Raw genomic sequence first — 20,230 nt, forward strand, 5'->3', positions numbered from 1 at the left:
CACTCACCGCCGCGCGTCGACGGCCTCGGCCAGCGAGTCCAGCAGCTCGGCCGTCGTGTCCCAGCCCAGGCAGGCGTCCGTGATCGACTGCCCGTAGGCCAGCGACGAAGCCGAGCCCAGCTTCAGGTCCTGCCGCCCGGCCACCAGGAAGCTTTCCAGCATCAGGCCCGCGATGCCCCGCTCACCGCCACTGATCCGCCCGGCGAGTTCGCGGACGACCGAGGCCTGGCGCACGTGGTCCTTCGCGCTGTTGCCGTGGCTCGCGTCGATGATCACGCGCTCCGGCAGCCCCGACTTCGCCAGCCGAGCCAGCGTGTCGGCCACGGTCGCGGCGTCGTAGTTCGGGCCGGCGGAGCTGCCGCGCAGGATGACGTGACAGTCCTCGTTCCCCGCGGTGGTGATCAGCGCGGCGAGCCCGTCGGGGTTGATCCCGGCGAACACGTGGCTCGCGCCGGCCGCGCGGGTGGCGTCGACGGCGACCTGGACGTCGCCCTCGGTCGAGTTCTTGATCCCCACGGGCATCGACAGCGCGCTGCACAGCTGCCGGTGCACCTGGCTCGCCGCGGTCCGCGCGCCGATGGAACCCCAGGTCACGGTGTCGGAGATGAACTGCGGGGTGATCGGGTCGAGGAATTCGCAGCCGACCGGCAGGCCGAGCGCGGAGATGTCGAGCAGCAGTTTGCGCGCCATCCGGAGGCCCTGGTTGACCTCGTAGGTGCCGTCGAGGCCGGGGTCGTTGATCAGGCCCTTCCAGCCGAGCGTGGTCCGCGGCTTCTCGAAGTAGACGCGCATGACGATGTGCAGGTCGCGGCGGTGTTCTTCGGCTTTGGCGGCGAGGCGGCGGGCGTAGTCGAGCGCGGCGTCCGCGTCGTGCACCGAGCAGGGCCCGACGACGACGAGGAGCCGGTCGTCCCGGCCGTCGAGGATGTCGACGGCCGAGGCCCGCCCGGCTAGGACGGTATCGGCGGTTTCCGCGGTCATCGGATGCTCGTGCCGCAGCATCGCGGGCGACAGCAGCGGGTTGATGGCCGCCGTGCGGTGCCCGTCGAGGGCGATCAGGGTGTCAGCGGAGGGAGACATCGCGGGTCTGGTTCCTTTCGAAAGGGATACCGACCCGCGGAAACTTGCCGAGCCGGTGTGATTCCGGCTCGGGGTGGAAGTCAGCGCAGGTTCACGCCGCCGTGCCCACCCGGGGCCGGCTTCGTAAACCAGAAATAGCGCTGCACGACGCCAAGCTAGCACATCCCGTGACGTGTACCGATTCCCGAGGTGGTCCGCCCTGCACCGATCCAGAGAACTGCCGCTACCCTGGCGTCGGGACATGTGACTGTCATCTCTACGGAACACAAGACGGAGGCTTCTGATGCGTGTCGGTGTGCTGACCGGCGGTGGCGACTGCCCGGGACTCAACGCGGTGATCCGCGCTGTGGTGCGCAAGGGCATCGAGGTGCACGGCTGGGACCTCGTCGGGTTCCGCAACGGCTGGAACGGTCCCCTCACCGGGGACAGCCGCCCGCTCGGCCTGAACGACGTCGAGGACATCCTCACCCGCGGCGGCACGATCCTGCGCTCCTCGCGGACCAACCCGTACAAGGTCGACGGCGGCGTGGACAAGATCAAGGCCGTCCTCGCCGAGCAGCAGGTCGACGCGCTGATCGCGATCGGCGGCGAGGACACCCTCGGCGTCGCGAAGCGGCTCACGGACGACGGCATCGGCGTCGTCGGGGTGCCCAAGACGATCGACAACGACCTCGGCGCCACGGACTACACCTTCGGCTTCGACACGGCGGTCTCGATCGCCACCGAGGCCATCGACCGGCTGCACACCACGGCCGAGTCGCACCACCGCGCCCTGGTCGTCGAGGTCATGGGGCGGCACGCGGGCTGGATCGCGCTGCACTCCGGCCTCGCCGGCGGCGCGAGCGTGATCCTGGTGCCGGAGCGGCACTTCAACGTCGACCAGGTCGTTTCGTGGGTCGAGCGCCGCTTCGAGAAGGAGTTCGCGCCGATCATCGTCGTCGCCGAGGGCGCGCTGCCCGAAGGCGGCGAGGAGAAGCTGCTCACCGGCGAAAAGGACGCCTTCGGGCACGTCCGGCTCGGCGGGATCGGCACCTGGCTGGCCGACGAGATCGCCGCCCGCACCGGCAAGGAGTCCCGCGCGGTCGTGCTCGGGCACGTCCAGCGCGGCGGCACCCCGACGGCGTACGACCGCGTGCTCGCCACCCGGTTCGGCCTCAACGCCGTCGACGCCGTGGCCGACGGTGACTTCGGCGTGATGGTCGCGCTGCGCGGCACGGACATCGTCCGCGTCAAGCTCTCCGAAGCGACCGCCGAACTGAAGACCGTCCCGGCCGAGCGGTACGAAGAGGCCGAGGTCTTCTTCGGCTGAGCTGTGTTACAGGAGAAGGCCCCTTACTTTGTGCTGAGCTCGGGTAAGGGGCCTTCACTTTCCTTGCGGCCCCGCCCTCGCGGCGAGTTGAATCGGCCACCCGGGGGATCTGGGTGGAAGGGCGGGGGTTCTCATGACCGGAGCGGGATCCAGCAGGCGCGAGTTCCTGAAATGGCTGGCCGCGAGCGGGACCGGAGTGGCGCTCGCCGGGCTGCTGCCCGGCATGGCCGCGGCGGCCGAGGGCGAGATCGTCGTCATCAGCCGGGTCACGCTGATCGACGGCACGGGTTCGGCCCCCCGGCGTGACGTCTCGGTCGTCCTCGTCGGCGAGCGGATCGCCTGGGTCGGCGGCTCGGAGCAGCTCCCGGAAACCGGTGCCGCGCGGGTGATCGACGGCCGCGGCAAGTACCTCATCCCGGGACTGTGGGACATGCACACCCACGGCGCGGACCTCGAAGAGATCGTCCCGCCGCTGCACCTGGTCCACGGCGTCACGGGCGCCCGCGAGATGTGGGGTTACGCGGAGAACCGCGCGTCCCGGGACAAGATCGAACGCGGTGAGCTGCTGGGCCCGCGCATGGTGCTGGGCAGCGGGATCGTCGACGGACCGGTCACGCTCCTGAGCCCGCCGGTGCTCCAGGTGTCGACCGATGCCGAGGCGCGGGCGGCCGTCCGCGCGGAGGCGGCGGCGGGCGCCGAGTTCGTCAAGGTCTACTCCTATCTTGGTCCCGAGGCGCTGCGCGCGGTCGCGGACGAGACCCGGGACCTGGGGCTGCGGTTCTCCGGGCACTGGCCGTACAAGGTGTCCCACTTCGAGGCGAGCGATCTCGGCCAGCACAGTTTCGAGCACTTCTTCGGGGTCTCCATCCACTGCTCCTCCCGGCGCGACGAGATCCTCGCCCGGTTGAGCGCGTTGCCTTACGACCCGGCGGCGCCGCGTGCCTTCTTCAACGTGGCACGGCAACTGGAGTTCGAGTCGGTCTCCGCGTACAGCCCCCACACGGCGTGGAACTACTTCAACCGGTTGCGGCGCAACGGCACCTGGCATTCGCCGACGCTGACCATCAACCGGGTCGTCACCCAGCCCGCCGAAACCCACAAACAGGACGCGCGGCTGAAGTACCTGCCCGCCGACATCCGCGAGAGCTGGGCCGTGGGCATCGAGCGGTTCGCGCCGAAGACCCCGGCGGACATCGCCCTGCAGGAGCGGTACTACCAGGAGACGCTGCGGCTGGTCGGGGTCGCGCACGACGCGGGCGTCGGGATCATCGGCGGCACCGACTGTCTCAACCCGTACACCTTCCCCGGCAGCGGGCTGCACGAAGAACTCGGTTTCCTGGTCGAGGCCGGGCTTTCGCCGGTGCAGGCGCTGAAGACCGTCACGGGTGACGCGGCGAAGTTCCTCGGTAGGGAGCGGACCTCGGGCACCGTCGCGGCGGGGAAGGAGGCGGATCTCGTGCTGCTGGACGCGAACCCGGCCGCCGACATCCGCAACGTCGCGAAGATCGACCTGGTGATCACGCGCGGTCGCGTCCTCGACAAGACGGCGCGACGCCGGATGCTCGACGCCGTCGAGGTCGCCGCGAACCGGCCGGTCACGAGCGCCCGGCTCCACTCCCTGGCCCGCCGGGGCTGCTGTTGCTGATCAACCGAGCTTTTCGGCGAGTTCGATGATGATCCCGTCGGGTCCGCGCAGGTAGCAGAGCCGGAAGCTGTTCTCGTAGTTCACGACCTCGCCCACGAGTTCGGCGCCGTGCGGCCGCACGCGGTCGAGGACGGCCTCGACGTCGTCGACCTGGAAGGCGAGGTGGCGCAGGCCCAGCGTGTTGGCCGGGGCGTGCGAGTCACCGGCGTGGGACTCGGGCGTGAGGTACTGGATGAGTTCGAGGCACCCCTGATCGCCGGGGACCCGCACCATCGCGACCTCCGATTTGGCCTTGTCGACGGCGGTGATGCGGTCCGCGAGCTCGCTCTCCATCGTCATCTTGCCCTGGAGTTCGAGTCCGAAATCGACGAAGAACGCGACGGCGGCCGTGAGGTCGCTGACGATGACGCCGACGTGGTCCATCCGCTGGATGCTCATGCTGATCTCCTCGCTGTGGGTGCTTCCGGCCCAGGGACGACGCCACTTCACCGTTCTCGACATCCTTCCCGCGAAACGCGGGGTCAGATGAGCGCGAGGGTGTCCAAAAGCGACACGGCGCGGGCGATGTCCTCGGTGAGCGGCCGGTCCTCGACGCTCGGGTCGAGCACGGCCGCGGCGGCCTCGTAGGCGTCCCGCGCGGGCAGGGCGACGAGCTCGGCCTTCCGCATCCGCAGCGCGCGGACGGCCGCGACCAGTTCGCACGCCAGCACCTGCCGGTACGCCGTCCCCGCCGCGGTCGCCGCCCGCGCGGCCTGGGTGGAGAAGCTCGCGTGGTCCTCGATCCCGCGTGAGACGACGGCGGTGCCCAGCGTCGCCGGGAGCGCGGCCTGCCGCAGTTCGGTGAGCGCGTCGTGCGCGACGTACTCCAGGATCATCACGCCCGAACTGCCCGACGGCCCGGCCGCGAGGAACGGCCGCAGCCCGGTGAACTCCGGCTCCACCAGATCGCCCAGCCGGGCCACCGACAGCTCGGCGACCTGGTGGATGGTCGCGCGCACCTGGTCGAGCGCGGTCGAGACGTACGCGGTGTGGAAGTGCGCGTGGTGGTACGCGTCCTGGTGCACCGTCGAGATCATGGGGTTCTCGGTGCTGGCGTTGATCTCCACCGCGAGCACGTCGCGCAGGTAGTGGATCGCGTCCAGCGCCGGGCCCTGCACCTGCGGGAACGCGCGGAGCCCGAACGGGTCCTGGATCCGCCGCCCCGGTTTGGGCGTGCCCTCCATCCCGAGCAGCCGCCGCATCTCCGCCGCGCACGCCACCTGCCCTGCGTGCGGACGAGCTTCGTGCACCGGAGTCGCGTACGCCTCCGGGTTCCCGTCGAGCGCGATGTAGGTCAGCGCCGCGACGACGTGACTCGCCCGCGTCAGCGTGTCGAGCCGCATGGCCGCGAGAGTCGCTTCGGCGAGTGTCGCGGCGTTGCTGCTCATGAACGCCAGCGCGTCACCCGCCTGCACCGGAACCGGTGGCACGCCGCCCGCCAGCCACGGCCGTTCGCCGGTGAGGGCGAGCGCGGTCTCCGCGAGCGGGGCGAGGTCGCCGGTGCCGATCGCGCCGAGCCGGTGCACCAGCGGCAGCGAACCGGTCCGCACCGCGGCGGCGAGAGCCCCGATCAGTTCGGGGCTGAGCCCGGCGCGGCCCGCCAGCAGCTGGTTGAGCCGGATCAGCATCATCGCCCTGGTCTGGCCGGGGGACATGACGTCGCCGCTGCCCCCGGCGTGACTGCGCAGCAGCCGCAGTCCGTGATCCGGCGATTCGCCCTCGCCGACCGGGTCCTCCTTGTTGGCGCCGACACCGGTGGTGCGGCCGTAGACGATCCGGCGCGTGCTCAGCTCCTCGGCGAGTTTCCACGCGCTCTCGGCGCCGCGCAGCGCGGCGATCGAAACGTCAATGTTCAGCGGTCCCTCGGTGCCCGCGGCGGTCACGACGTCCGCGCAGCGCAGGGTCCGGCCGTCGACCCGGATCACGGCGGCCTCCTTTCACGACCGCCCCACTATGGGCCATCAGTCCGCGGGCGGCTGCCAGGGCGGGCGGTTGCCCCAGTCCCACTTCGGCATCGGCTCGGGGACGGTGACCTCGCGGCCGGGCTGGGAGAACATCACCGCGAGCCTGCTGCCCCACTCGACATACGCGGCGAACGCGGAGCGGAACTCGGGATCGGCCGGGAGCCCGGCCTCGTCGGCGGCGTCGAAGAGCAGGTTCACCCAGCGGCGGCGCTGCTCTTCGGTGATGCCCTTGCCGAGATGGCGCCCGACCATGTGCCGGTGCCCGCCGTGTTCGCCGCTGTAGGTCTCCGGGCCGCCGAACACCTCGGCGAGCCAGATCGCGACGTGCTCGGGGTGGCCGGGGTCCATGTCGCGGAAGACCGGCTCCAGCAACGGGTCTTTCAGGACGTGGCCGTAGAAGATGTCGGTCAGCCGTCGCAGGGCGTCCAGCCCGCCCGCCCAGTCGTACAACGTCGGCGTCTCGGTCACGTAAGGTCCTCCCAGTGCGGTGATCCCCCGGTCAGGCAAGGCAACACCACCGTCCATCCGGCGGCAACCGCTTACTTTTCGGTGCGTGCCAACGGGAGCGGTTACGCCCCGCACTCGAAGCGCTCTACGACTGGGGAACGCGGCGGGCGGCCGACCGGGGCGTCACGTTCGAGCCGTTACCTGTTCACTGACTGTCCTCACCGGCCGGTGGCACCGGCCGGCTGATTGGCCGTTCTCCGCGGCTCGGCGAGGCTCCCGGAAGTCCGCATCATGCAGGCAACGCGCCGTTCGTGACATATTCCCGTCAGGGAATGTTCGAAAATGTCCATCCGAAAGTCTTGGTCTGAACCATTGACGAGGTGGTCTAGTCCACTTAACTTGTGCGTGTCCCGCCGCAGTCCTCTCGTCACCGCTGGTGACCGTGAAGGGAGAACGCATGTCCCGTTTGAGCAGGCTCACCGCGATCGTGGGCGCCGCCGCCGTCGCGCTGGGCGCGCTGGCCGTCGCCGCGCCGGCGCAGCAGGCCACGGCCGCACCGGAAGCGCAGGACGCTTCGGTCGGCAAGGTACTCGGGTACTTCGCCGAATGGGGCGTCTACCAGCGGAACTATCACGTGAAGAACATCGACACGTCGGGTTCGGCGAGCAAGCTGACCCATATCAACTACTCGTTCGGCAACGTGACCGGCGGTGGCTGCGCCCTCGGTGACGCCGAAGCGGCGACCAGCAAGTTCTACGACGCGGCCTCCAGTGTGGACGGTGTCTCGGATACCTGGGACAACGGCGCGCTGCGCGGGAACTTCAACCAGCTCAAGAAGCTGAAGGCCAAGTACCCGAACCTCAAGGTGCTGTGGTCCTTCGGCGGCTGGACCTGGTCCGGTGGCTTCGGTGAGGCGGCGAAGAACCCCGCCAAGTTCGCCGAGTCCTGCTACAACCTGGTCAACGACCCGCGCTGGGCCGGTGTCTTCGACGGCATCGACATCGACTGGGAGTATCCGAACGCCTGCGGACTCTCGTGTGACACCAGCGGCCCGGCCGCGATCAAGGATCTGGCGCAGGCGCTGCGGGCGAAGTTCGGCTCGAAGCTGGTCACCGCCGCGATCACCGCGGACGGCACCGACGGCGGCAAGATCGACGCCGCGGACTACGGCGGCGCCGCGCAGTACTTCGACTGGTACAACGTCATGACCTACGACTACTTCGGCGCCTGGGCCGCGCAGGGCCCGACGGCCCCGCACTCGCCGCTGAACGACTACGCGGGCATCCCGACCGCCGGCTTCCACTCCGACGCCGCGATCCAGAAGCTCAAGAGCAAGGGCGTCCCGGCGGCCAAGCTGTTGCTGGGCATCGGGTTCTACGGCCGCGGCTGGACCGGCGTCACGCAGGACGCCCCCGGCGGCACCGCGACCGGCCCGGCGGCGGGGACCGAGCCGGGCATCCAGGACTACAAGGTCCTGAAGAACACCTGCCCGGCCACCGGCACCGTCGCGGGCACCGCCTACGCCAAGTGCGGCAGCGATTGGTGGAGCTACGACACCCCGGCGACCATCGGCGGGAAGGTCACCTACGCCAAGAACCAGGGGCTCGGCGGCGCCTTCTTCTGGGAGTTGTCCGGTGACACCGCCGACGGCGAGCTGATCACCGCTCTGGCCAAGTAAGGCCGAAGTACATGAAGGCTCCCTTCCTTGCGCCTAGGTACAGGAAGGGGGCCTTCATGTACTCGCCGGTGCGGGGGAATACCGTCTCCGCATGGGTTTCGAGGGTTTCGGTGAGTACGCCATCGACTTCTACGACGGCCTCGAGGCCGACAACTCCAAGTCCTACTGGGACGCGAACCTCGCCACCTACAAGGCCGACGTCCGCGCGCCGATGGAGGCGCTGCTCGCGGAACTGGTCCCGGAGTTCGGCGACGGTTTCGGCACGGGGAAGGTCTTCCGCCCGTACCGCGACGTCCGGTTCGCCAAGGACAAGACGCCGTACAAGACCCACTGCGGCGCGGTGATCGAGCAGGGCCGCGGCGGTGGCGCGTACTACGTCGAGGTCGGCCCGGCCGGGCTGCGCGTCGGCGGCGGCTGCTTCCACTTCGAGTCCGATCAGCTCGCCCGGTTCCGCAAGGCCGTCGACACCGAACTGCGGGGCGGCGAGCTGGCCAAGATCCTCGCGAAGCTGGAGAAAGCGGGCTGGGAGATCAAGGGCGACAGGCTCAAGTCGAAGCCGCGCGGGTTCGCGGAGGACCATCCCCGCATCGACCTGCTGAAGTATCGCTCCGTGTACGCCGTCCGGGGCTGGGAGCCGGACGACGTCCTGCACGAACCCGGCACGCTCGACCGGGTGCGGAAGGCGTGGCGGCAGGTCCGGGCCTTCAACGAGTGGGCGCGGGACCGTGTCGGGCCGAGCGAGAAGCCGCGCCGATAACCGTCGAACCTCGTTCGACGGTTACGGCGAGCCCTGGTGAACTGACACTTTTCTTGAACTTTCGGTATCGGTAAAGACGTAGCTCCGATGAGGGACTACGCTGTGCGAACGTGAGCCGACGCGCGAAGATCGTTTGTACCCTTGGCCCCGCGACCGCTACGCCGGAGAAGATGCGGCAACTCGTCGACGCCGGGATGGACGTCGCGAGGATGAACTTCAGCCACGGGACACACGGCGACCACAAGCAGGTCTACGACCTCATCCGCACAGCCGCCGCCGAATCCGGCCGCGCGGTGGGCATCCTCGCCGACCTCCAGGGGCCGAAGATCCGTCTCGGCACCTTCGCGGGCGGGCCGGTCGAGTGGCACAACGGCGACATCGTGCGGATCACCGTCGAGGACGTCGCGGGCACCCATGACCGTGTCTCGACCACCTACAAGGGACTCGCCGACGACGCGAAGCCCGGCGACCGTCTCCTCGTGGACGACGGCAAGGTCGGCCTCGTGGTCAAGGACGTCGAGGGCCCGGACGTCGTGTGCGAGGTCACCGAAGGCGGCCCCGTCAGCAACAACAAGGGCGTCTCCCTGCCGGGTATGGACGTTTCCGTGCCGGCGCTGTCCGAAAAGGACATCGAGGACCTCGAGTTCGCGCTCGAACTCGGCGTGGACTTCATCGCGCTGTCGTTCGTCCGCTCGCCCGCCGACATCGACCTGGTCCACCAGGTGATGGACCGCGTGGGCAAGGGCCGCCTCCCGGTGGTCGCGAAGATCGAGAAGCCCGAAGCGGTCTACAACCTCGAAGCCATCGTGCTCGCCTTCGACGCGGTGATGATCGCCCGCGGAGACCTGGGCGTGGAACTCCCGCTGGAGCAGGTCCCGCTGGTGCAGAAGCGCACCATCCAGATCGCCCGCGAGAACGCGAAGCCGGTCATCGTCGCGACGCAGATGCTCGAGTCGATGATCAACAGCTCCCGCCCGACCCGCGCGGAGGCCTCGGACGTCGCCAACGCGGTGCTCGACGGCGCGGACGCCCTCATGCTCTCGGGCGAGACCAGCGTCGGCCGCTACGCCATCGACGTGGTCAAGACCATGGGCCGGATCATCGAAGCCGTCGAGACCGACTCCCCGGTCGTGCCGCCGCTGTCGCACGTCCCGCGTACCAAGCGCGGCGTCATCTCCTACGCGGCCCGTGACATCGGCGAGCGGCTGAACGCCAAGGCACTGGTCGCCTTCACCCAGTCCGGCGACACCGTCCGGCGGCTCGCGCGGTTGCACACGCGGCTGCCGCTGCTGGCCTTCACGCCGGAGGAGAGCGTCCGCAGCCAGCTCGCGATGACCTGGGGCACCACGACGCGGATCGTGCCGAAGGTCGACTCCACCGACCAGATGATCCAGCAGGTCGACCACGCGATGCTCGAAATGGGCAAGTACGCCAAGGGCGACCTGGTGGTCATCGTCGCGGGCTCCCCGCCGGGAACCGTCGGCTCGACCAACCTCATCCGGGTGCACCGCCTCGGCGAAGACGACCACGCCTGACGGCGGTCACCTCGCCTGCCCCACACACGTGCCATGAAAGGCCCGTTACTTGCAAAATTTGCAAGTAACGGGCCTTTCATGGCACGCGCGGGCACCCAAAGCGTCCCGAAGGTGGCCTTCGCGACAAACGTCCCGCCTCGCAGGGGCCCGAAGCACCCTTACGGCCTAAGGTTCGGTACATGACTGAGATGGCCAGGGAGGCCGCGGCCGGCTTCGACAGCACCGGCGGCGTCGGCGGTCAGCCGGTACTCGACAGGCTGGTCGCGCTGCTGGACTTGGAGAAGATCGAAGAGAACATCTTCCGCGGCGTCTCACCGGCGCATTCGCCGGTGCGGGTGTTCGGCGGGCAGGTCGCGGGGCAGGCGCTCGTCGCCGCCGGCCGCACCGTGCCCGAGGAGCGGAAGGTCCACTCGCTGCACGCGTACTTCATCCGCGGCGGTGACCCGAGCGTCCCGATCGTCTACGAGGTCGACCGTATCCGCGACGGCCGCTCGTTCACCACCCGCCGCGTCGTCGGCATCCAGCACGGCAAGGCGATCTTCTCCCTGTCCGCTTCGTTCCAGAAGGACGAGGGCGGCATCGAGCACTCCGAGGGCATGCCGGACGTCCCGGACCCCGAGTCGCTGCCGACGCTGCAGGAGCGGGCCGAGGGCTACTTCGACGGCTTCCGCGACCGGCCGCGCCCGATCGACCTGCGGTACGTCAACGACCCGCCGTGGGTGACCCGCGAGTCGGGGGAGCGCCCCGCCAGGAACCAGGTCTGGATGCGGGCCGACGGCAAGCTTCCGGACCAGCAGTTGCTGCACGTCTGCGTCCTCACCTACGCCTCCGACATGACGCTCCTGGACTCGGTCCTCGCGCGCCACGGCGTCTACTGGGACCTCGACAAGGTGATCGGCGCGAGCCTCGACCACGCGCTCTGGTTCCACCGCCCGTTCCGGGCCGACGAGTGGTTCCTCTACGACAGCGCGTCCCCGACCGCGTCGGGTGCCCGCGGTCTGGCCACGGGACGGTTCTTCGCCGCGGACGGAACGCACATCGCCACCGTTGTGCAGGAAGGCCTTCTCCGGGTGGTGTGAACGGTGACGTTCCGCATCGAAGAGGCGCCTTGTCCACCCTTTAGAGGGAATGGCGAAATGCATTAACATCTGGAGCCAGAGCATTACGCAATGGTCGCGGGGATAAAGGGAGGGCCGGAACCGATCGGGGGACGGCTCCGGCCCTGCACCGGGGGTGAATCCGGCTTCGACGGGTATCCTTCCGGAAACCCATCGGTGCAGCTCGCGGCCCCGCGCCCGTGCCGCGAGCGGATCCGCCGTCACCGATGAAGGTGGGCGTACCGCGTTGCACAACGCACAACCTACAACGGCAATCTGCAAATTGCAGGATGAAAATCCGGACGTGTCGGGAAATGGTCGGGTGACCATCTCACCGAATGTGTCTCGGGCTGGTTAGATGTGCTTCGAGCGAGGGTTCCTGAACACTGTTCTCCTCGCCGCGTCGTGATCGGTTTTGCCGGACAGCCTGTGGAGGTGCCGTGATGACGAGGGGTCAGGGACCCACCGTGCGCCGCCGGAGACTGGCGAGCGAACTGAGGCGGTTGCGCGAGGCGGCCGACCTCACCATCGACGAAGTGAGCGAGAAGCTCGAATGCTCGGCGTCGAAGGTCAGCCGGATCGAGACCGGCCACGTCGGCGTCACCCCGCGCGACGCGCGCGACATGCTCGAGCTCTACGGCATCGCCGGCGACGAGCAGGAAGCGCTCGTCCAGCTGGCCAGGGAAGCCCGCAAACGCGGCTGGTGGCACGCGTACAACGAGGTGTTCACCGGCACCTTCGTCGGCCTGGAGGCGGACGCGAGTTCGCTGCGGGCGTTCCAAGCGCTGCTGGTGCCGGGCCTCTTGCAGACGGAGCGGTACGCCAGGGCCGTGATCAGGGCGATGCGGCCCGACGCAGAGGAAGCCGAGATCAGGCGCAGGGTGGCCGCGAGGATGGCGCGCCAGGAGCTGCTGACCGATCCTTCGCCCCCGGAGTACTGGGCCGTGATGGACGAGGCGGTCCTGCATCGCACGGTCGACGGGCCCGAGGTGATGGCGGAACAGCTGTACCGGATGGTCACGATGGCCGCGAAGGCGAACGTGACCATCCAGATCGTGCCGTTCGGCGCGGGTGCCCACCCCGGGATGGAGGGTCCGTTCCTCGTCATGGGCTTCCCCGAACTGGCCGACACCGACGTGGTCTACGTCGACAGCACCTCCACGGGCCTCTACCTGGAGGAACCACCGGACGTCCGGCGATACGCGTTGATGTTCGACCATCTGCGTGCCGCCGCGTTGAAGCCGGACGACTCGGTCGAGGTGATCGCCGAGGCCGCCGGAAGGTTCGCCGAACAGGCGGCCTTGCCGGAGAAAACCGGAAACTAGTAAGGAGTGGGGAGCATGACGCCCAACGATGATCTTTCCCAGGCCCAGTGGCGCAAGAGCAGCCACAGCGGGGGCGGCAACGACTGCGTCGAGGTCGCCTTCACCGGTTCCGGTGCCGCGCTGAGGGACTCCAAGGACCCCGAGGGAGGTGCCTTCCGCCTCTCGCCGCACGCTTGGCGGGGGCTGCTCGGCGCCGTGCGCCCGAGTGGCCCGGCACACGACTAGAGACCGGGAAATTCGACCCCTTACGCCTCCCGAGCAGGGGATGGGCAGGAGTAAGGGGTCGAATCACGTCCGGGTGTAGGCGATCACCCGATGCCGCGAGGCACCCCTCAGGACGAATCTCATCACTACCGAACAAGTGGATGAGTTCCTAAGGGGAAACAGTGATGAACACGAACGACGCCCTGCTCACCGGAGTACTGGCCGAGGTCGAGTACCGCAGGGAAGAGCTGCAGCGGGCAGGCCGCAGCGTGTGGGTCGACAAGGCCCGCCGGGCGGGCAAGAGGATCCGCGCGCACCGCGCCGAGGTCCAGGTGCCCGCCCAGCAGCGCCGCGAGACCGGGCAGATGCCCGCTCGCAGCGGCGAGATCACCCGGTAGAGGTCGAGTGCGATGAAGCTCTCGACCGAAACCCAGGCGAAGTTGTCGGCCCGGTAGGCAAGAATGCACCTCGTGCCCCGTCTTGGCTCCGGAATCCCGATCGTCGCCCGCACTCAGGAGATGCGGCAGCTCCGCGCCGCCTTCGCCCGTGCAGAACGGGCAGAGGCGGGCGCGGTGCTGCTCTCCGGAGACGCCGGCGTCGGCAAGACCCGTCTCCTGACCGCGCTCGGCGAGTACGCCGCCGGCGCGGGCGCCCTGGTGCTCACCGGGCGCTGTATCGACGTTCATGAGGGCGGTCTTCCCTATCTTCCGTTCGCCGAGGCCCTGGCGCCGCTGGCGACGACGTCCGACCCCGCGGTCACCGCCGCGGTCCGTGCCCGGCCGGCGCTGGGCAGGCTGCTCCCGCAGATGCAGCAGGCGGAGGACTTCCCCGCCATCGAAGACGGTCAGCTCACCGCGAGCGAACGGGTGTCGACGCAACGGCTCCGGCCCGAACAGGACCTCGGCCAGCTCCAGCTGTTCGACGCGGTACTGGGGGTGCTGACCGTCATCGCGCAGCGCCGGCCGGTGGTGATCCTGCTGGAGGACCTGCACTGGGCCGACGGCTCCACCCGGAACCTGCTGTCCTTCCTGATGACGAGGCTGCGCACCCAGCGGTTGCTGGTGGTGGCGAGCTATCGCGAGGAGGACGTCCACCGGCGGCATCCGCTGCGGGGGCTGCTGTCCGAGGTGGTGCGGCTGGGCGCGGTCGAGCGCGTCGAGGTCAAGCCGTTCGGCGCCGAGGACGCGCGCGCGTTCGTCGAGGCACTGGCCGACGAGCCGATCGGCCAGGACATGATCGCCGACATCGTCTCCCGGTCCGAGGGCAATCCGTTCTTCGTCGAAGAACTGCTCGCCTCCGCGAAGGACTGCCGTGACCTCCCCGCCGGGCTGGCCGAAGTGCTCCTCGCCCGGGTGGAACAGCTTTCCCAGATCACCCGCCGGGTGCTGCGCGTGGTCTCGGTCGCCAAGGACGCCGTGGCGCACGCCGCGCTCGCCGAGATCTCCGGGCTGGACGAGCTCGAACTCGACGAGGCACTGCGCGAGGCGGTGCAGCATCACGTACTGGTGATCGAGAACGGCTTCTACACCTTCCGTCACGCGTTGCTGCAGGAAGCGGTGTACGGCGACCTGCTGCCGGGGGAGCGGGTGCGCATGCACGCGGCCTACGCGTCGCGGATCCGCACCAGGACGCAGGGCCGGGGCCAGGACGCGCGGCTCGCGCACCACAGCCTGGAGAGCAAGGACTTCGTCGGCGCGTTGGCGGCGTTGCTGCGTGCGATAGTCGAGGCCGAGAAGCTCGGCGCACCCGGTTCCGCGCTCCGTCACGTCGAGCAGGCACTCTCCATCTGGGACGCCGTCCCGGAGCAGGACCGCCCCGCTGACATCGACGAGCTCAACCTGCTCCACGAGGCCTCGTACTTCGCGAGCACGTCCGGCGAACCGGAACGCGCCGTCGCGTATTCGCGCTCCGCGACAGAGGCGCTTACGCCGGAGACGGATCCCGAGCGGTCCGCCAAGGTCTGGCGGCGGCACGCGGAGGCGCTGCTTTCGGTCGACGGCACGCTCGACGAGGTCGTCGCGGCGATCGACAAGGCATGGAGCCTGGTCGAACACACCGAGGCGAGTTCCGCGCGGGCCTGGGTGCTCGCCACCAGGGCGGGGATCCTGCGGCTGATGGACAGGTTCGACGAGGCGCTGCAGTGCGCGCTGGCCGCGGTCGCCGACGCCAGGGCCATCGGTGCCGGCGGGGCGGAAGCGGCCGCGCTGGTCTCGCTCGGCACGCTGGCCGATTCGGCGGGAGACGTCGAGGAGGCGCGAGAGCGGCTGCGCCAGGCCGAGCGGAAGGCGAGGGATTCCGGCGCGCTCAACGGCGAACTGCGGGCGCTGCACTTCCTCGGGCTGAGCTACGACGACAGGGCGGAGATCCCTTCCGCGCTGAAGTACTACGCCAAGGGCATCCAACGCGCCAAGGAAACCGGGCTGACCTGGAGTTCGTTCGGGATCGAGCTGCGGACCAAGCACCTCACGCTGCGCTACATCAGCGGGGACTGGCCGGAAGACGACGACGCAGGCCGCGCGGGCCGCGGCGTTTCGAGCGTCGTCGCCGGGCGGTTCCTGGGGATCTGGGCGCAGTTCGTCGTCGGACGGGGCCGGTTCGCGGACGCGGACAAGATCTTGCCCAGTCTGCACCGGCACTGGAGCGCGGACTACTCGATAGCGCTCGCGTCGGCGGACGCCGCCATCCAGCTCGCGACCTGGCGCGGGGACAACGCGGGTGCGGTGCGGCAGGCGCACGAGCTGATCGACTGGCTCGAAGAGGTCGAACCCGCGGTGCTCGGGGGGATCCGGATCAGCGTGCACGGCCTCGCGGCCGCCGTCGCGCAGGCCGCCGAAGCCCGGGTCCGCGGGGATCAGGCGACCGTGGACACCGCGGTGGAGTCGGGCGAGAAGATGCTCGCCCACGGACGCCGGTGTGCCGAACACGGCATCCCGCGTTCGGTGTCGCTCGGCCCGGAGGCGCTGGCGTGGCTCGCCCGGCTCGAGGCGCTGGGCAGTTGTCTGCGCGGCGCGGGAGACCCGGCGCTGTGGGCGAAGGCGGTCGAGGCGTTCGGGTACGGCGCGGTGTACGAGCAGGCCATGTGCCGTCTGCAGCACGCGAAGTCCCTGCTGGCGTCCGACGGTGACACCGCGCTCGCCGCGTCGGAGCTGCTGGCCGCGCACGCGGTGGCCGACAAGCTGGGTGCCTGCCCGCTGCGCGAAGCCGTCCAGGACCTGAGTCACCGGGCGCGCGTCGAGCTTCCCGGGGCGCCCGCGGCCCCGCGCCGTGACGTCGTCGATCCCCTCACCGACCGGGAGCGGGACGTACTGGAGCGTGTCGCGCTCGGCCGGACCAACCGGCAGGTCGGCGAGGAGCTGTACATCAGCGAGAAGACGGTGAGCGTCCACCTCTCGCGCGTGATGGCGAAACTCGGCGCGAGCCGCCGGGCCGAGGCCGTCGCGATCGCTTACGACCGGGGCCTGCTGGCCGCCCCGACGACGTCCTCCTGACCCGCGTTTCGTCCTCTGGGTTGCGGTCCTTGCACGCGCAACTACCGCAACCAGAGGACGAAACGCGCAGGGGTCAGCGGCGCGGGAGGCGGCGAAGCGCCTTGAGGCTCGTGCTCAGGACCCGCGCCCACAGCTTCGGCGGGATTCCGCGACCGGGGCGCAGCGGCATCCCGCGCTGCACCGCGATCGCCTGGGCTTCGGTGTACTTGAGCAGGCCTTCGGCGCCGTTGCGCCGTCCGACGCCGGACTCCTTCATCCCGCCCATCGGCAGTCCCACGGTCCCGAAGGTCGCCGCGAAGCCTTCGTTGACGTTGACGGTCCCGGCCTTCAGCCGCGCCGCGACCTCCCAGCCCGCCCGGCCGTTGCGCGACCACACGCTCGCGTTCAGCCCGAACCGCGTGTCGTTGGCGCGCTCGATCGCCTCGGTGACGTCGGTGTAGCCGTAGATCGACACGACCGGCCCGAAGGTCTCTTCGGCGAACAGCTTGACGTCCTCGGTGACGTCGGTGAGGACGGTCGGCTCGTAGAACAGCGGGCCGAGGTCCGGCCGGGCCTTGCCACCGGTGAGCACCGTCGCGCCCTTGGAGCGGGCGTCCTCGACGTGCGCCGACACCGTCGCCAGCTGGTCTTCCGAGGTCAGCGACCCCATCTGCGCCTGGTAGTCGAGCGCGCCACCGAGCCGCACCGCGGCGGTCTTCGCGACGAAGGCCCGAGTGAACTCCTCGCGGATGGACTCGTGGACGTAGATCCGCTCGACCGAAACGCACAGCTGGCCCGCGGAGGAGAAGCACGCGGTCACCGCGCCCGTGGCGGTCTTGGCGATGTCGGCGTCGGGCAGCACGATCATCGGGTTCTTGCCGCCGAGCTCCAGCGAATAGCTCGTCAGCCGTTCCGCCACCTTCGCGGCGAGGCTCTTGCCCGTCGGCGTGGAGCCGGTGAAGCACAGGTAGTCCGACTCTTCGACCAGCGCGTCGCCGATCCGCGAGCCGCGGCCGAGCACGATCTGCCAGACGCCGGCGGGCAGCCCGGCCTCCTCGGCGATTTCCTGCAGCCACAGCGCCGAGAGCGCGGTCTGGTTGTCCGGCTTCTGCACGACGGCGTTGCCCGCCGCGAGCGCGGGCAGGACGTCCATCGCGGTGAGGGCGAGGGGGTAGTTCCACGGCGAGATGATCCCGACGACGCCCTTGGGGTGCCGGATCTCGCCGACCTTCGTCAACACCGGGATCAGCCCGGCGGCGCGGCGCGGCGAAAGGAACTTCGCGCTGTGCTTGCCGTAGTAGGCGGCCACGAGCGCGGTGGCGCTGACCTCGTCGAAGGCGTCCATCCTGGCCTTGCCCGCCTCGATCTGCACGAGGTCGAGCGCCTCTTCCTGACGCTTCAGGACCAGGTCGTGCAGGCGGATCAGGATGCGCTGGCGGTCTTCGACCGGCCGCTCGGCCCACGAGCGCTGCGCCTCCCGCGCCTGGTCGAACACGGCGCGGACGTCGGCGTCGGTGGCCTGGGGAAGGGTCGCGATCGGTTGCCCGGTGAACGGGGCGCGCATCTGGACCGGTGCGGAGTCCTTTCCGCCCACGACCCGCTGCACGAGCCGTTCCGCCCTGGCCGCGGCCGGGGCGCCGGAAACGCCGCCGATGGTGGCCGGACCTTCGGTGTGGTGGCCCGCGCTCGCCGGTGTCGTGCTCGTCATGCCGTCTCCGTTCCATGCCGCGTGGAGCCGGGAGCGCCACGCAGAGCCCAGGTGTTACCGACGAGTACAGCATACTGCCGGTATGGAGACTGTCCAGCTGACGTGAATAAGTTTCACATATTGCCGGGCTGAGGCGGGTTGTCGGGAGACGGGCGCAGGATGTCCTGCTGCTGCAACGCGGAGCCCGAAGGCGGTGTCGGGGGCGACGGAGGCTCGTAGGCCTGCGGCGGAGGTTGCTGCGGATACTGCTGCGGCGGGACTCCGGGCGCGTAAGGCGCGTAGCCGACCGGATAAGGGGACTGACGGGGTGACGCGGGTTCACGGCGGTTGGCCACGACCGCCAGCCCGATGGTGAGCAACGCCACGAGCCCGCCCGCGAGCAGGATCCAGAATCCGCTCCCGGTTCCATAGCGCGAGACGAAGCGGCCGGTGTCCTGCCCGAAACTCAAGCTCGCCGAGATATCCATGCCGAACATCCAGACCCCGATCGCCGTCCCGGCCCCGCCGGCGATCAGCAGTGTTCTCGCCGTCGTCGCGCCGGGCGAACCCGAATTCCGGCGGTACGACGCGAAGCCCACCGCGGCCCCGGCGAACAGCGTCAGCGCGGCGGCCGACAGCGGGATGCCGTACCGGGCGACATGGGTCTTGTCGTAGAACTCCTTCTCCTCGGCCGACGGCTCGATGTCGAAGGTCCGCGTCCAGCCGGTCTCGGCGAATTTCGACACCGTCTTGCCGTCGGAGAGCTGTTCGTACGTCGACTGCGGCAGAAAGGTCCCGATCAGCACCAGAAGGCCGGCGAAAACCCCCATCATCGCGGCGAACAACCGGGGGAGCCGCACGTCGGACGGTGGTCGTGGCGCGGCGGCGGGAGCTTGGACGGGCTGCATTGCGCTGAACGGGCCAGTCGGTTGGTACGGCTGCTGCTGCGGCGCGCTCATGGTCGGCTCCTCCGCCGGTTCTGTTGTCCAGCAAGGAATTCCACCACGGATCGGGCTGCGAGATAAGTGTCACCTGTGCTCTGGTCAAGCCTGTTCGCGCGTGCTACGCGGGAAGCTTGGACCAGGCGACGTTCGCCATTTCCCTGGCGATGTCGCACGCTTTTGGCGCCTGTACGGCGAGAAGAGCGTGCTCGACCTGGTTCCGGTTCGCGTCCGGGCCGCCGATGTGGCCGGTCAGCACCGTGCAGCCTCCACTGACCTCCTGGACGAAGGAGCGGCGCCCGCCCAGCGTCTCCTCGGGAGCGCTCGCCGTGGCTTTCGGACTCGGGCCGAGGCCGAATTCCAGCCGGGCGAACCGTTCCGCGTTCTGTTCGCCCCAAAGACACTGGTGCCGCGACAGATCGCCCTTCCCGGAGACCGCGCCGCCCAGTCGCGCGGAGACCTCGCTGTCGGACAACAAGGCGGAGCAGGCGTCCAGCCGGGCCAGCGACCGGGCCCGGTAGTCGAGATGTGCCGGCTGCTTGCCCGCCGCGAGCGATCGGGCGACGCTTTCCTCGATTTTCGTCACCAGGGTGAGCAAGTCCGGCCCGGCGGCCGCTTCGAAGAACGTGCCGATACGCAGGGACGAATCGTCGGCGAAGATCAGATGGAGCAGAGGCTGGCCCTGGAGGTCCGAGCGGACCATCCGCAGTCCGCGGGGGAGTGACGGTTCGCCGACCGGGGTGGCGCCGGAGAGGCGCTCCCGAGCCCGGTCGTCCGGGAACCCGAAGCTGATCAGGGCGGCCGACCCGGCGATCTCGGTCCGGAACGAGCACGCGCCCATGCTGAGCGTCGGTTCGGCGAGCAGCGGAGACGTCTTCTCGATCTCGGGGAAGTCGAGGATGTCGCAGAAGTTCACGGTCGTGGGGTCGCCGAGTGCTTCGCGCAGCGTCAAAGGCCCCGCGGGCGGAGCGGGTGGTGGCTCGGCCGCGCACCCGGCGAGTACGAGCGCCGCGGCGGCCAGCGCCGCCATCGTTTTGAGAGCCCCCATGGCCGGA

The 20,230-nt window shown here is 69.6% G+C and carries 17 protein-coding genes; 10 read left to right on the forward strand and 7 right to left on the reverse strand.

Going from position 1 to position 20,230, the window contains the following annotated elements; translation table 11 throughout:
* Positions 1–3: 3 nt before the first annotated feature.
* Positions 4–1,080 (reverse strand): 3-deoxy-7-phosphoheptulonate synthase, encoded by a 1,077-nt coding sequence (locus ACLJRM_RS14575; RefSeq protein WP_410663228.1) that lies wholly within the window; start codon positions 1,078–1,080, stop codon positions 4–6.
* Positions 1,081–1,363: 283 nt separating this feature from the next.
* Here ACLJRM_RS14575 and ACLJRM_RS14580 point away from each other — a divergent pair, with 283 nt between their 5' ends.
* Positions 1,364–2,389, forward strand: a complete 1,026-nt coding sequence (locus ACLJRM_RS14580) for a 6-phosphofructokinase (RefSeq protein ID WP_101606465.1) — start codon at positions 1,364–1,366, stop codon at positions 2,387–2,389.
* 133 nt (positions 2,390–2,522) lie between these two features.
* Positions 2,523–4,034 (forward strand): amidohydrolase family protein, encoded by a 1,512-nt coding sequence (locus ACLJRM_RS14585; RefSeq protein ID WP_410663229.1) that lies wholly within the window; start codon positions 2,523–2,525, stop codon positions 4,032–4,034.
* On the opposite strand, the gene ACLJRM_RS14590 is transcribed toward ACLJRM_RS14585, so the two are convergent.
* The 3 genes from ACLJRM_RS14590 to ACLJRM_RS14600 form a co-directional block, all read right to left on the reverse strand.
* Positions 4,035–4,472, reverse strand: coding sequence for a VOC family protein (locus ACLJRM_RS14590; RefSeq protein ID WP_101606467.1), 438 nt, complete (start codon positions 4,470–4,472; stop codon positions 4,035–4,037).
* A gap of 83 nt (positions 4,473–4,555) precedes the next feature.
* Complete coding sequence (locus ACLJRM_RS14595; RefSeq protein WP_410663230.1) at positions 4,556–5,998, reverse strand: aromatic amino acid ammonia-lyase; 1,443 nt, start codon at positions 5,996–5,998, stop codon at positions 4,556–4,558.
* 36 nt (positions 5,999–6,034) lie between these two features.
* A complete protein-coding gene (locus ACLJRM_RS14600) occupies positions 6,035–6,505 on the reverse strand; it encodes a group II truncated hemoglobin (RefSeq protein WP_410663231.1) in 471 nt (156 codons plus the stop codon).
* Between the two features lie 436 nt (positions 6,506–6,941).
* On the opposite strand from ACLJRM_RS14600, the gene ACLJRM_RS14605 reads away from it, so the two are divergent.
* The 8 genes from ACLJRM_RS14605 (at position 6,942) to ACLJRM_RS14640 (ending at position 16,568) form a co-directional block, all read left to right on the forward strand.
* On the forward strand, positions 6,942–8,162 hold the full coding sequence (locus ACLJRM_RS14605) for a glycoside hydrolase family 18 protein (protein WP_101606470.1): 1,221 nt from the start codon (positions 6,942–6,944) through the stop codon (positions 8,160–8,162).
* 91 nt (positions 8,163–8,253) lie between these two features.
* Entirely contained in the window at positions 8,254–8,919 is a 666-nt protein-coding gene (locus tag ACLJRM_RS14610) for a DUF2461 domain-containing protein (RefSeq protein ID WP_410663232.1), read from the forward strand.
* A gap of 110 nt (positions 8,920–9,029) precedes the next feature.
* On the forward strand, positions 9,030–10,454 hold the full coding sequence (pyk, locus tag ACLJRM_RS14615) for a pyruvate kinase (RefSeq protein WP_101606472.1): 1,425 nt from the start codon (positions 9,030–9,032) through the stop codon (positions 10,452–10,454).
* 179 nt (positions 10,455–10,633) lie between these two features.
* Positions 10,634–11,533, forward strand: a complete 900-nt coding sequence (gene tesB / locus ACLJRM_RS14620; RefSeq protein WP_101606473.1) for an acyl-CoA thioesterase II — start codon at positions 10,634–10,636, stop codon at positions 11,531–11,533.
* A gap of 461 nt (positions 11,534–11,994) precedes the next feature.
* Positions 11,995–12,876, forward strand: coding sequence for a helix-turn-helix domain-containing protein (locus ACLJRM_RS14625; RefSeq protein ID WP_101606474.1), 882 nt, complete (start codon positions 11,995–11,997; stop codon positions 12,874–12,876).
* A 15-nt stretch (positions 12,877–12,891) separates the two neighbouring features.
* Complete coding sequence (locus tag ACLJRM_RS14630; RefSeq protein ID WP_101606475.1) at positions 12,892–13,101, forward strand: DUF397 domain-containing protein; 210 nt, start codon at positions 12,892–12,894, stop codon at positions 13,099–13,101.
* A 164-nt stretch (positions 13,102–13,265) separates the two neighbouring features.
* Entirely contained in the window at positions 13,266–13,478 is a 213-nt protein-coding gene (locus tag ACLJRM_RS14635; protein WP_101606476.1) for a hypothetical protein, read from the forward strand.
* Positions 13,479–13,541: 63 nt separating this feature from the next.
* Complete coding sequence (locus ACLJRM_RS14640; RefSeq protein ID WP_101606477.1) at positions 13,542–16,568, forward strand: helix-turn-helix transcriptional regulator; 3,027 nt, start codon at positions 13,542–13,544, stop codon at positions 16,566–16,568.
* A gap of 73 nt (positions 16,569–16,641) precedes the next feature.
* Here the strand turns inward: ACLJRM_RS14640 and ACLJRM_RS14645 are convergent, their stop codons facing one another.
* From ACLJRM_RS14645 to ACLJRM_RS14655, 3 genes are all read right to left on the reverse strand, one after another.
* Complete coding sequence (locus ACLJRM_RS14645) at positions 16,642–18,255, reverse strand: succinic semialdehyde dehydrogenase (protein WP_410663233.1); 1,614 nt, start codon at positions 18,253–18,255, stop codon at positions 16,642–16,644.
* 113 nt (positions 18,256–18,368) lie between these two features.
* Complete coding sequence (locus tag ACLJRM_RS14650; protein WP_410663234.1) at positions 18,369–19,193, reverse strand: hypothetical protein; 825 nt, start codon at positions 19,191–19,193, stop codon at positions 18,369–18,371.
* Positions 19,194–19,296: 103 nt separating this feature from the next.
* Positions 19,297–20,223 carry a hypothetical protein gene (locus ACLJRM_RS14655; protein WP_101606480.1) on the reverse strand — a complete coding sequence of 309 codons (927 nt, stop codon included), beginning with the start codon at positions 20,221–20,223 and terminating at the stop codon, positions 19,297–19,299.
* Positions 20,224–20,230: the final 7 nt, after the last annotated feature.

Origin of the sequence: Amycolatopsis sp. lyj-84, from assembly GCF_046549075.1 — a bacterium.
In the GTDB taxonomy this organism is placed as follows: Bacteria; Actinomycetota; Actinomycetes; order Mycobacteriales; family Pseudonocardiaceae; genus Amycolatopsis.

What these genes read in the sequence shown, in the direction of transcription:
- ACLJRM_RS14640 (WP_101606477.1), top strand. Translation starts at nt 13,542, where the DNA reads ATGCACCTCGTGCCCCGTCTTGGCTCCGGAATCCCGATCGTCGCCCGC.
- ACLJRM_RS14645 (WP_410663233.1), bottom strand. Translation starts at nt 18,255, where the DNA reads ATGACGAGCACGACACCGGCGAGCGCGGGCCACCACACCGAAGGTCCG.
- ACLJRM_RS14585 (WP_410663229.1), top strand. Translation starts at nt 2,523, where the DNA reads ATGACCGGAGCGGGATCCAGCAGGCGCGAGTTCCTGAAATGGCTGGCC.
- ACLJRM_RS14650 (WP_410663234.1), bottom strand. Translation starts at nt 19,193, where the DNA reads ATGAGCGCGCCGCAGCAGCAGCCGTACCAACCGACTGGCCCGTTCAGC.
- tesB (WP_101606473.1), top strand. Translation starts at nt 10,634, where the DNA reads ATGACTGAGATGGCCAGGGAGGCCGCGGCCGGCTTCGACAGCACCGGC.
- ACLJRM_RS14635 (WP_101606476.1), top strand. Translation starts at nt 13,266, where the DNA reads ATGAACACGAACGACGCCCTGCTCACCGGAGTACTGGCCGAGGTCGAG.
- ACLJRM_RS14580 (WP_101606465.1), top strand. Translation starts at nt 1,364, where the DNA reads ATGCGTGTCGGTGTGCTGACCGGCGGTGGCGACTGCCCGGGACTCAAC.
- ACLJRM_RS14575 (WP_410663228.1), bottom strand. Translation starts at nt 1,080, where the DNA reads ATGTCTCCCTCCGCTGACACCCTGATCGCCCTCGACGGGCACCGCACG.
- ACLJRM_RS14630 (WP_101606475.1), top strand. Translation starts at nt 12,892, where the DNA reads ATGACGCCCAACGATGATCTTTCCCAGGCCCAGTGGCGCAAGAGCAGC.
- ACLJRM_RS14605 (WP_101606470.1), top strand. Translation starts at nt 6,942, where the DNA reads ATGTCCCGTTTGAGCAGGCTCACCGCGATCGTGGGCGCCGCCGCCGTC.
- ACLJRM_RS14590 (WP_101606467.1), bottom strand. Translation starts at nt 4,472, where the DNA reads ATGAGCATCCAGCGGATGGACCACGTCGGCGTCATCGTCAGCGACCTC.
- ACLJRM_RS14625 (WP_101606474.1), top strand. Translation starts at nt 11,995, where the DNA reads ATGACGAGGGGTCAGGGACCCACCGTGCGCCGCCGGAGACTGGCGAGC.
- ACLJRM_RS14610 (WP_410663232.1), top strand. Translation starts at nt 8,254, where the DNA reads ATGGGTTTCGAGGGTTTCGGTGAGTACGCCATCGACTTCTACGACGGC.
- ACLJRM_RS14655 (WP_101606480.1), bottom strand. Translation starts at nt 20,223, where the DNA reads ATGGGGGCTCTCAAAACGATGGCGGCGCTGGCCGCCGCGGCGCTCGTA.